This is a genomic window from Bradyrhizobium sp. USDA 4503, assembly GCF_054055815.1.
This window is the reverse complement of the sequence record NZ_JBSRXS010000001.1, coordinates 2,224,921-2,236,586: the sequence shown is the minus strand read 5'-3', so window position 1 is coordinate 2,236,586 and position 11,666 is coordinate 2,224,921. Positions and strand designations below refer to the sequence as shown.

Genomic DNA, 11,666 nt, shown 5'->3' with positions numbered 1-11,666 from the left:
TCCTGCCTTTTTTTGGGTCGGCAGTGGCTTTGGCGCAGCCGCCGGCCATGCTAAGTAGGACCGATTGGAATAATTGAATACTTGAACGTTTTGGGTGCCGCCTATTGGCTGCCGCTCATCATTTTTAGGGGATGGCTCCGGCCAGGTTCCGCGTGAGTACCCTTCGTAAAAGAGCGGACGAAATCCGGCAGGCGCTGCGGGCCTGCCAGGGCTATTTTGTGACTGCAGCGATATTCAGCCTGGCCATCAACCTGCTCTATTTGGCCGGCCCGCTGTATATGCTGCAGGTCTATGACCGCGTGATCTCGAGCGGGAGCGAGGTCACGCTGCTGATGCTGACGCTTGCGCTATTACTAGCGTTCATGGCGTTCGCGGGTCTCGATGCGGTACGCGCGCGTGTGCTGACGCGCGCCAGCATCCGCCTCGATCGGACGATCGCGCCACGGGTGATGACCGCCATTATTGACCATTCGACAAGGATCGGCGGTGCGCGCAGCCAGTTGCTGCGCGATTTCGATGCTTTCCGCCAGTTCATCACCGGGGCCGGAGTTCACGCAATCTTCGACCTGCCGTGGACGCCGATCTATGTTGCTGTGATTTTCGCTCTGCACCCGTTCCTGGGCGCATTTGCGCTGGGCTGCACGATTATCCTGGTTCTGATGGCCTTTCTCAACGAATGGATCGTCAGGCCGCCGCTTTCCGAATCCAGCGAGGCGGCCAATCGAAATTACAGCTTCACCGAGATGAGCCTGCGCAACACCGAAGTGGTGCGCGCAATGGGGATGACTGCCGGCCTTCTGAAGCGCTGGGGCCGCGACCGCGACCGAATGCTCGAGCGCCAAGTCGCCGCAAGCGATCGCGCGGCCACGATGCAGAGCTTGATCCGCCTCCTGCGGCTGTCAATGCAATCATTAATTCTCGGTCTCGGCGCCTATCTGGTGATCGAGCGGCTCACCACCGCCGGTGCGATGTTTGCCGCCAGCATCCTGCTTGGCCGCGCCCTGCAGCCGGTCGAACAGATCGTCGGATCCTGGCGCAGTCTTGTCTCGGCCCGCGGCGCGTTCCTAAGGGTGCGGGAGCTGTTGGGAGCCAATCCGCCGCGCCAATCAGGACTGACGCTACCGCGGCCTGAAGGCCGCCTTTCCGTAGAAGCGCTGTCCTTTGCTGTGCCTGGAACATCGAGGCCCATTCTGCGTGGGGTCACCTTCCAGGTCGAACCGGGCGAAGTGCTGGGGATTATCGGTCCTTCAGGTGCCGGCAAATCCACGCTGGCGCGTCATATCGTTGGCGTTCAGGCGCCATCCGCGGGTGCCGTCCGCCTCGACGGGTCGGATGTTTCGACCTGGATCAGGTCGTCGCTCGGCGAGCATCTCGGCTATCTTCCGCAGGATATCGAGCTGTTTGCCGATACCGTGGCCGCCAATATCTGCCGGTTCAAGGACGGAGATGACAAGACGATCATTCTAGCGGCGCGAATGGCCGACGTGCACGAGATGATCCTGCGGCTCGTCGACGGCTACGACACCCAGGTCGGGGAGGGCGGCGCGATCCTGTCCGGCGGCTACCGCCAGCGCATCGGTCTCGCACGCGCGGTCTACGGCAATCCGAGCCTGGTCGTGCTTGACGAGCCGAGCTCGAACCTCGACTCGGAAGGTGACGCCGCACTCGCAGAGTGCATCACGGAGCTGAAGAAGCGCGGAACGACGGTAGTCATCATTTCGCATCGACCGGCAACTATCGGGGTGGCCGATAAACTCCTGGTGTTGCGTGACGGCGTTGTCGAGATGTTTGGCGCACGCCATGAAGTGCTGTCGCGTCTAACACGTCCCGTGCCGGTACCGGCCGTTCGAGGGGCGGCAGGCTAGGAGACGTCATGTCATTGCTTGATCTTGCCGATCTATCGATGCGTCCGGGCGTGGTTCTACGCCGTAGGGAATTTGCCAACAAGGATGGGACGCCAAACGATTCCATTCGCAACATTGCGCTGGCGGGCTGGCTGATCATCGCGATCTTTTTCTTCGGTCTCGGCACCTGGGCGGTTACCGCGCCTCTCAACGGGGCCGTGGTCGCCAACGCCGTCGTGAAGGTCGATGGCAACCGCAAGAGCCTTCAGCACCTCGATGGCGGCATCGTCAAGGAATTGCACGTCAGGGAAGGCGACAGGGTGCTCGCAGGCGATCTGCTGATCGTCCTGGACGAGACCCAGGCTCGCGCCGAACATGAGGTGCTGACGCAGCAATATGCCGTGCTGCGCGCAACGGAAGTCCGGCTGCTGACCGAGCTTGACCATGGCTCACAGCTTGTCACGCCGCCAGATCTGAAAGCGCGCTCTGATGATCCCTATTTCAAGAGCGTCTGGAACGGACAGGTCAGTCAGTTTGATACCCGCCGGGCGTCGCTCGAAGGGCAAAGAAGCGTCGTTCGCGAGAAGATCAATCAGCTGGGCTCGCAGATCGTTGGCTCGGAAGCGCAGGTGAAGTCGTTCACCAATCAAATCGACTCGGTGCGTAAGGAGGCCAAGGACGTCGCTCCACTCGTTGAGCGAGGGCTGATCGCCCGTCCCCGCATCCTGCAGTTGGAGCGGACGGCGTACGGCCTCGAAGGCCAGATCGCCGATGCAAACGCCAGCATTGCCAAGGCGCGCCAGGCGATTGCGGAGCAGGAACAGCAAATCGCTCAGTTCGACAATGACCGGATGACCGACGTCACAAAGGACCTGCGCGACACGCAAGCCAAGCTCCTCGAGGTCATCCCGAAGGCGATGAACGCCAAGGCTGTGCTGGGCCGGATGGAAATCCGCGCGCCCTATACCGGACGCGTGGTCGGGCTCAATGTGTTCTCCGTCGGTGGGGTGATTCAGCGTGGCGACAAGATTCTGGACATCGTGCCCGATGAGGACTCGCTGACAATCGAGGCGCAGGTGGCGGTTGAAGATATCAGCGATGTGCATCCGAACACGCGCGCTGAAGTCCACCTAACCGCCTACAAACAGCGTATAGTTCCGATCATTCATGGCGACGTCATCCTGGTCTCGGCGGACCGCTTGACGGATCCCAAGACCAATAATCCGTATTACACGGCGTTTGTTCGGATCGACCAGAACGAGCTTGCGGCCTTGCCCAACATTCATCTTTACCCGGGAATGCCTGCAACGGTGATGATCCCGACGGTTCAGCGAACTGCGTTTGATTATATCGTGGGGCCGCTCATTATGTCGTTCAACCATGCCTTCCGGCAGAAGTGATCGCACGAAAGGGCTTCGGAATTGTTCAGGTCGGTCGGCAGAGGGGGCGGGCAACCACGGCCGCGCTGAACTGATCGACAGCTTCATTCAGTGCCCATGGCGCGCCCGGTGACGCGCCGCCGGATGTTAGCGACAATATCCGGTTTGTGCTCGAATTCGCTCTGTGTCCTGCTGGCCGGGCCGCGCGCCAGGCCATCGAGCAGACGGCGGAGCCCGAGACCGAGCCGGCTGCGGTCAACCTGAACGGCACGCTCGCGGACTGCCGCAGCGCCTTTCCCAGCCAGATTCCGGAGGCGATGGAGCGGGCGTCTTGCGCATAAGGGCGACGGACCTGGTGCGGCCGCTGTTGCCGTTTCCCGCGTGCTCTACCGCGAGACGCCCTGCGCAGGGCCACTGGCAGGGCAGCTTCAGGCCAGGACAATGTACCTGCTCGAGCGAAACGTGCAGATCCGGAAGCTTCATGCGCAGCTCATCGACGATAGCAGCAGACTATCGGCGGCGCCGACCGGCGCGGGCAAGCAACCGCTGGCCGTCAGCCAGCGGCGACAATCGAACCCTGAGGTCAGCGGCGGGCTCGGAGAGGATTCTAGAACGTGTTATTTAGACGGTGTGAGGCTAGGCGGAAGGACTCATGTCATGCGCCGTTGCTGCTGTCATTGCGAGACATCAGGCTTCCGCTTGCCTCGTGGATCATCGTGACCCACGGGACCGTCTCGTTGAAACCGGCGGCGGTATGCAGCAGCTAGCAACCGAAGTTCGCTGCCTCGTCAGGCAGACCGACGACGTGTTAGGTCCAAGTATGGGTCCACGAGAAAACGATCGGCGAAAAATTGCTTCATTTGCAATGAGCTAGGACGGTGCGGCACCGGTTTAAACATCCGGCGTTTGGTGCTTCGTGACGCAGGGTTGGGCTCATCCTGCCGAAGCTACCAGTACGGTGGCCTCAATCGAGCGGCTCCGGGACCCACCATCGAAGCTTCGGCGCTTGGCATTGTGGCGCGATTAACGAATACGGTTTCTCAGTCGCAGCTGACGTTTGGTGTCACAAAGCGACGCTTGCCGGAGTAAAAGGCCCCGACGCTGAGGAGACGTGCATCGGGGCCTTGGGTAGGCGAGCTGCAGAACGCGCCGCGCCTTAGCGGGCTAGTCCCGTCCCCTCGCCATAGAGTTTGCGCTCGCGTTGGATCTGGTCAACCGCAGGCAAATCAGCGTCGATCGCTCGCTCCTTATCGTATGTTAAGCGAACAGGTCGTTTCCAGCCTGCGTGATCCTCACGAAGGTGCCGCTCTCGTGTTACTCGAGCCGGCGCTGACCTTTGGCGTGCATCAGCCCAGCCTAGTACTCAGTCCGTGTCGCCTTGTCTCCGTCGATCATCGAACGGTTGATCTTCTCGATGTAGATCCTGCCGTCTTGGATCGGCTCGAATGCGCGGGCGTGCTCCATGTTCCTGCGGGCGGCTTTCTCGGGGTCGGCGTAGGGGTGGTCGCCCTTCATCTTCATCGGTGGGTCCCATCGCGCATCTGCGCGGCATGGATGTGCTGGCGGTGTACGTGGCTTTCGGCCGGGTTGTGGCTATCAAAGGTCGCGCCGCAGGGACAGCGCATCAGCGACGATGGTTGTTGAGAAGGCAGCTTTTCGCCGCGCCCACATCGCCTGCTTGCGCGTAGTCCGGTCGCGCTAGTCGCGCCAGGCTTGGAAATGCGCCTCGCTCAGCGCCGGCCGCAACGCTTCCCATTCGAACTCGAATGGCGCGCGCGAGTTCGAAACTCGCGGCCGGCCCGCTGGCCGCTTAGCCGGAAAAGCGAGAATCAATCATTGGTATAGCTTGCGAAGGCAACCAGCAAGTGCAGTCCCCGGAACTAGCGTTTTGGGGAGGCGGATGGCAAAGAGAGCTGCCACGGTTGTGGGGCGCATGAAGAAAATGCACCCCACCGATTTCGAGAACCTCGCATACGACCTTTTGTTCTTGTCGGGCATTCGGAACCTGAAGTGGCGCACGCCCGGTTCTGACGGCGGGCGCGACCTGGAGGGCGAATTCACGTCACCGGATTTCTCCGGGGATTACGTTCCCCAAAAGTGGTACATCGAGTGCAAACGGTACGGAAAGTCGATCGACTGGCCTACTGTTCATGAGAAGCTATCGGTCGCAATGAATCACAAGGCCGACTTTCTATTGTTTGTGACGACGGCAAATTTCTCCACCCAGTGCAGGGATGAGGTAGACCGCCACAACGAACGTAAATCGTCTCCGCTGATTAGAATCTGGCCTTTCTATACATTGGAGCATCTACTTTCGGTGCATGGTCAACTCTCAGTCAAGTACGGGCTGCGCCAAGCCAAGGAAGTTTTGCCCGTCGATTTCAAGACTATCCTCGCGGAGCTGAATAAGCTTGCTCAATCCACTCACGCTGCCGCCGTGTTCGGTGAGAATACCATCAATCGGGTCGAGCTTCTTGCCGCCGTGACAGAGCTGATTGAGGCAAGAATGCTGGACGTGGTTCATCACGGCAGATTTGTCTCGAAAGCGTTCAACCAAAGCCGAGATTCCTTTGATTGGTGCTTTCCAAATCCTCTACCTGTTAAAGAATTCGATCGGCCAAGCCTGAGGGCCGCTCTATCGACTATCAAAGTGGTCAGTGGCGACAGCACCATCTCGTGTTCAGTGCAGAAGGACACCATTCGGGTTTCCGTTAATGGGGAGTAAGCCGAAGAAGGCAGTTGCCGCCCCGAAACGCACGACCAAAAAAGCAGCCGCACCAAAGAAACGGGTTTCGAAGGTAAAGCGGGGGCGGGCGAAATCTAAGTCAGCGTGATTGACTGCTCAGGATGCGGTGAGTGGAGCACTTTTTGAGCGTGATCCGCCGCTTTCCGCAGGAGCAGGATCTTTCGCCTCCAATCACGCAATCGTCTGTAGGTCAGATTTTCCCGAGGCCCGCGAGCAAAATCTCGATATTTGGAGCGCAAGGCCGCACTGACCGCCTCGACCACGCCAATGGTGTAAAAATCGGCAAAGAATAACGGTGGAGAACGTCGCGAGCCTTATGGGGGCGCACCCTCGTAGCGTTCTTCTTCGTCCATCAAGCGAGATAATCGAGCAGACCTGATCCTCGAGGTCCTGAACTTGCAAAATGGCTTGTGACCTACCTAGCTCATCTTCGATTGCCTTTAGGATCATGGGATCGATATGAGGTTCGCTCCGCAACCCGGAATGAGCCTGTGGAAATTGCCGGCGCCGGCGGACCCAAGCTTGGACCCAAACGCAATGAAATAGGGCATAACTAGGCAGCACAAGGCTGCGGGCAAGCCGACGAAAACGTCAACGAAATGAAACAAGACGACACTACAGCCAACCAGCGGTCATAGTGCTTTTCAATCTCCAAAACCGGGGGTCGCAGGTTCGAGCCCTGCCACTCCTGCCAGCCTTTTCCCAATCATTTGAATGCCTTGGCCGAGGTCCCGGCCCCCGGCCATGATCCTGTTCGCCTACTTGATGAGCGGGCAGCCGCCGTCCTTCAGCGGCCTGAACGCCTGGTCGCCGGGTACTTCGGCGAGCACCTTGTAGTAATCCCACGGCGCCTTCGATTCCTCGGGCTTCTTGACCTCGAACAGGAACATCGAGTGCACCATGCGGCCGTCCTCGCGCACCACGCCGTTGTCAGTGAAGGCGTCGCGGACCGGGGTCGCGCGCATCTTGGCCAGCACCGGCTTGGTCTCCTTGGTGCCGGCGGCCTTCACCGCGTTGAGGTAGTGCAGGGTGGCGCTGTAGGTCGCGGCCTGGTTCATCGTCGGCATCCGCTTCATGCGCTCGAAGAAGCGCTTGCCGAAGGCGCGGGTGCGGTCGTTGAGATCCCAGTAGTAGGCCTCGGTGATGATCAGGCCCTGCGCGAGCTTGAGCCCGAGGCTGTGGATATCCGAGATGAACATCACGATGCCGGCGAGGTTTTGCCCGCCCGCGACGATGCCGAATTCGGAGGCCTGCTTGATGGTGTTGATGGTGTCGGCGCCGCCATTGGCCATGCCGATGATCTTGGCCTTCGAGGCCTGCGCCTGCAGCAGGAAGGACGAGAAGTCCGGCGTGTTGAGCGGATGCCGCGCACTGCCGAGCACCTTGCCGCCGGCGGCGCGGACCACGTCGCCGGTGTCGCGTTCGATCGAATGACCGAACAGATAGTCGGCGGTGATGAAGAACCAGGTATCGCCGCCGTTCTTCACGATCGCGCTGCCGACGGTGTGGGCGTTGGCGTAGGTGTCGTAAGTCCAGTGCAGCGTGTAGGGCGAGCAGGACTTGCCGGTGATGTCGGAGCTCGCCGCATCCGTCACAATCATGATCTTCTCGAACTGCTTCGACATCTCCATGCCGGCGAGCGCGGTCGCCGAGGTCGGCAGGTCGATGATCATGTCGACATTCTCGGCCTCGTACCATTTGCGGGTGATGGTGGCGGCGACGTCGGCCTTGTTGAGGGCGTCGGCGGTGACGAGCTCGATCGGCTTGCCGAACATCGACCCGCCGAACTCCTCGATCGCCATCTTGGTGGCCTCGACATTGCCGGCGCCGCCGATGTCCGAATAGACCGACTGGAAATCCGTGAGCACGCCGATCTTGAGCGGCGCCTGCTGCGCGAGCACCGGCCCTGCCAGCACAGCCGCGATCAGGCCGGCGGCGGACAGACTCGTGACGATGGATTTCATGATGGTGTGCCTCCCCGAGGTGTTCTTGTCAGTTTGTCCGACAAAGCTAGATTTGCCCGGTTCCGGTGTCAATTCCGACCGCCCGGGTGCGACAATCAGGCCGAATATTGCCCGTTTGACGCCCCAAGGGCCTTCGCCTATCTTTTGTCCGACAAACGACAATCGGGGTCCGGGGGAGCTGAAGATGCCCACCACGCCGCTGTTCCGGCGTATCGATGTCGCGCCGGCCTATCAGAAGGTCGCCGACGCGATCGAACGCGAGATCATCAACGGGCGGATCAAGCCGGGCGAGCCGATCGGCACCGAGCAGCAGCTGGTTGCGCAGTTCGGCGTCAACCGCTCGACGGTGCGCGAGGGCATTCGCGTGCTCGAGGAGGGCGGGCTGATCCGCCGCGATTCCAGCCGCCGGCTGCAGGCCTGCCTGCCGCGCTACAACAAGCTCGCGACGCGACTGTCCCGCGCGCTGATCCTGCACGAGGTGACGTTCCGCGAATTGTTCGAGACCTCGATGACGCTGGAGGTCGCGAGCGTCGAGGGCGCGGTGGAGCGCGCGACCGAGGAGAACATCGCCGAGCTCGCCGGCAATCTCGAGCGCAGCGCAGCTGTCGTCGGCAATCCCGCGGCGCTGGCCGAGCTCGATGCGGAATTCCATGTGCTGATGGCCAAGGCTTCGCAGAACCGCGTGCTGCAACTGGCGCGCGAGCCCGCCGCGCAACTGTTCTTTCCGACCACCGAGATGATCGTGGGCGGCGTGCCCGAGGGCGGCGCGCGGCTGGTCGAGGCGCACCATCATCTGCTCGACGCGATCAAGCGGCGCGACAAGGAGGCCGGCGTGCTGTGGACGCGGCGGCACCTGCAGGACTGGCGGCGCGGTTTCGAGAAGATCGCCTCGCTCGATCGCTCGGTCGAGCACACCTACATGGAACACGCTTACGCCGCCCGGCAATAGCGACGGCGCGGCCAAGACAAGACGAAAACAACGACAACAAGCACATTCGGGAGGGACAAATGAGCGGAGACATCGCAGCAACCATCCAGCGCGCCCGCGGGCACAGCATCGGCGATCTGCTGCGCCGGTCGGCGAAGCGCTACCCCGGCAAGACCGCGCTGATCTGCGGCGCGGTGAGCTGGAGCTTTGCGGAGATGGACGCGATCTGCAATCGGCTCGGCCGTGGCTTGCTCGCGCTTGGCGTTGCGAAGGGCGATCGCGTCGCGGTGCTGTCGCGCAACTCGCACGGCTTCGCCGCGCTCCGCTTTGCGGTGGCCCGGATCGGCGCGATCCTGGTGCCGATCAACTTCATGCTCAATCCGGACGAGATCAATTTCATCCTCGCCAATTCCGGCGCCAAGCTGCTCGCGGTCGGCCCGGATTTCGTGGAGACGGCGCACGCTGCGGCCGCCAAGGGCTCGGCGGTCGAGACCTTGATCTGGCTGCCGGGCGAGGATCCGGCCACCGCACCCGACGGCATCACGACGTTCGACACCCTGCTGCACAGCGACGCCTCGGCGCCGGAGGTGTCGGTGGACAGCCGAGATCCCGCGCAGGTCATCTACACCAGCGGCACCGAGTCGCTGCCGAAGGGCGCGATCCTCACCCACGAAGCCGTTATGTGGCAGTATGTCAGCTGCATCATCGACGGCGGCATGGCGACCGACGATACGGTGCTGCACGCGCTGCCGCTCTATCACTGCGCGCAGCTCGACGTTTTCCTGGGGCCCGCGATCTATCTCGGCGCCACCAGCCTCATTACCGGCAAGCCGGTGCCCGACAATGTCCTGGCGCTGATCGCGGCCCACAAGATCAATTCGTTCTTCGCGCCGCCGACGATCTGGATCGCGATGCTGCGCTCGGGCGCGTTCGACCGCACCGACCTGTCGACCCTGCGCAAGGGCTATTACGGCGCCTCGATCATGCCGGTAGAGGTGCTGCTCGAGTTGCAGCGCCGGCTGCCCGAGGTGAAGTTCTGGAATTTCTACGGCCAGACCGAGATCGCGCCGCTCGCGACCGTGCTGTCGCCGGAGGACCAGCTGCCGAAGGCCGGCTCGGCCGGCAAGCCCGCGATCAATGTCGAGACGCGGGTGGTCAGGCCTGATATGACCGACGTCGGGGTGGGGGAGGTCGGCGAGATCGTGCATCGCTCGCCGCATCTGTTGTCAGGCTATTACAACGATCCGGTCAAGACTGCGGCCGCGTTCGCCGGCGGCTGGTTTCATTCCGGCGATCTCGCGACCATCGATGCCGACGGCTACATCACCGTCGTCGATCGCGTGAAGGACATGATCAAGAGCGGCGGCGAGAATGTCGCGAGCCGCGAGGTCGAGGAGATGATCTACCGGTTGCCTTCGGTGTCGGAGGTCGCGGTGGTCGGGCTGCCTGATCCGCGCTGGATCGAGGCGGTGACCGCGATCGTCGTGGTCAAGGCCGGCCAGAGCCTCGATGCCGACGCCGTCATCAAGCATTGCGCGGCGTCGATGGCCCATTTCAAGGTGCCGAAGCAGGTCATCTTCGTGGATGCCTTGCCGAAGAATCCGAGCGGCAAGCTGCTCAAGCGCGAGCTGCGCCAGCGCTATCTCGGCGGCGCCACGCTCGACCAGGCGGTGCAGAAGAGCTTCGCCGGCTAGGCTGTCTATTGGCCAGCTGTCGCCGGCGCCTTGTCCGACCATTCCGGCGGCAAGCCGAGCTTGCCGGCGGCCATTCCGACCAGGCCGGGATTGCGGCCGAACGCCTCGCAGGCCGCGTATTTCGGCTTGCCGCCGAGCGTTGCGCCAATCTTGTCGAACGATGGCAGCTCTGGCGCCTTTCCGAATGGCGTCGCGCCGGTGACGACGAGCTTGCTGAAATCGTCGCTGAAGGAAGGGGCGAGATCGTAGGCGTCACCGGCGCTCGAGACCATCGGCGAGTTGGTGAAAGAATTCGCCCCGCGGGCCCAGATCATCGCCGCCTGCTGGCGGCTGGCCTGATCGCGCACCTCGGCTTCGACGGTCAGGCTGCCAAGCCCGACCGGCAACCGCGGCACCGGCACCGGCACGCCCGCGCCGAGCGCGCTCGGCAGGAAGCTGACCACCATGGAAGTGCCCGCCGCGACCTCGTCGGTGGGCGCCGCCTGGGTGACAAGCGCGTGCAGGGACAGATCCGCAGGCTGATCGGGACCAACAACCTGCAGCCGCTCGCTCAGGCCGACGCACAGCGAACGATCGATCGCGTTGGCCACCAGGTGCCGCTGCTCCTGGGACAGCGTCGGCGACGCTGCCTGCGAGAAGGTCGTCGGGACGATCCGCACCGTCTTCGCGGCGAGGACCTCGTCCTTGTTGACGCGAACCAGCGATTTCGCCAGCACTCCGTCGGACGGCGTGAGATTGTCGTAGGATGCCAGTGACCCGCCTCGCGTCATCGGTGCGCTGGCACAGCCCGACAACAACACCATCGCAACCGCAGCGCCGGCAAGCAGGGATGACCGATTGGGCTGACCGTTGCGCGACGCCCGGCCCGTGCTCCGCGCATCAGTCGCAGCGCCCGGCAGAAATTCGATTCTCATGTACCCCTCGAACGACCGCTCACCCCACGAACGATCGAAGGTCACGATAGAGCAGGGCCGCCGGGGTCGGGATTAAGAGATATTAAGTCAGATGTAGCTCGCGAAACCGCGCGACCTATTTGAGCCACATTTGGCCGTGCAGGCTTAACAAAACGCTATATTTGCGCACTGCGCATCCGGGGCCGAGGCCTCTAAAA

At 62.2% G+C, this 11,666-nt stretch carries 9 protein-coding genes; 6 read left to right on the top strand and 3 right to left on the bottom strand.

Going from position 1 to position 11,666, the window contains the following annotated elements; all coding sequences use genetic code 11:
* The first annotated feature begins 152 nt into the window (after positions 1–152).
* Positions 153–1,865: a type I secretion system permease/ATPase gene (locus tag ACVMIH_RS11015; RefSeq protein WP_456861662.1), complete on the top strand. Its 1,713-nt coding sequence runs from the start codon at positions 153–155 to the stop codon at positions 1,863–1,865.
* A gap of 8 nt (positions 1,866–1,873) precedes the next feature.
* A complete protein-coding gene (locus tag ACVMIH_RS11010) occupies positions 1,874–3,244 on the top strand; it encodes an HlyD family type I secretion periplasmic adaptor subunit (protein WP_456861660.1) in 1,371 nt (456 codons plus the stop codon).
* 1,335 nt (positions 3,245–4,579) lie between these two features.
* Here ACVMIH_RS11010 and ACVMIH_RS11005 read toward each other — a convergent pair.
* Complete coding sequence (locus tag ACVMIH_RS11005; RefSeq protein WP_456861658.1) at positions 4,580–4,744, bottom strand: hypothetical protein; 165 nt, start codon at positions 4,742–4,744, stop codon at positions 4,580–4,582.
* Positions 4,745–5,123: 379 nt separating this feature from the next.
* Between ACVMIH_RS11005 and ACVMIH_RS11000 the strand changes: the two genes are divergently transcribed.
* Complete coding sequence (locus ACVMIH_RS11000) at positions 5,124–5,948, top strand: restriction endonuclease (RefSeq protein ID WP_456861656.1); 825 nt, start codon at positions 5,124–5,126, stop codon at positions 5,946–5,948.
* Between the two features lie 143 nt (positions 5,949–6,091).
* Positions 6,092–6,262, top strand: a complete 171-nt coding sequence (locus ACVMIH_RS10995; protein ID WP_456861654.1) for a hypothetical protein — start codon at positions 6,092–6,094, stop codon at positions 6,260–6,262.
* Positions 6,263–6,727: 465 nt separating this feature from the next.
* On the opposite strand, the gene ACVMIH_RS10990 is transcribed toward ACVMIH_RS10995, so the two are convergent.
* Positions 6,728–7,933, bottom strand: coding sequence for an ABC transporter substrate-binding protein (locus ACVMIH_RS10990; protein WP_456861652.1), 1,206 nt, complete (start codon positions 7,931–7,933; stop codon positions 6,728–6,730).
* 184 nt (positions 7,934–8,117) lie between these two features.
* On the opposite strand from ACVMIH_RS10990, the gene ACVMIH_RS10985 reads away from it, so the two are divergent.
* A complete protein-coding gene (locus tag ACVMIH_RS10985; RefSeq protein ID WP_018272155.1) occupies positions 8,118–8,882 on the top strand; it encodes a FadR/GntR family transcriptional regulator in 765 nt (254 codons plus the stop codon).
* A gap of 59 nt (positions 8,883–8,941) precedes the next feature.
* Positions 8,942–10,555, top strand: coding sequence for an acyl-CoA synthetase (locus tag ACVMIH_RS10980; RefSeq protein ID WP_141342962.1), 1,614 nt, complete (start codon positions 8,942–8,944; stop codon positions 10,553–10,555).
* 5 nt (positions 10,556–10,560) lie between these two features.
* Here ACVMIH_RS10980 and ACVMIH_RS10975 read toward each other — a convergent pair whose 3' ends face one another.
* Positions 10,561–11,469 carry a DUF3313 domain-containing protein gene (locus ACVMIH_RS10975; RefSeq protein WP_456861649.1) on the bottom strand — a complete coding sequence of 303 codons (909 nt, stop codon included), beginning with the start codon at positions 11,467–11,469 and terminating at the stop codon, positions 10,561–10,563.
* Between the last annotated feature and the right edge of the window lie 197 nt (positions 11,470–11,666).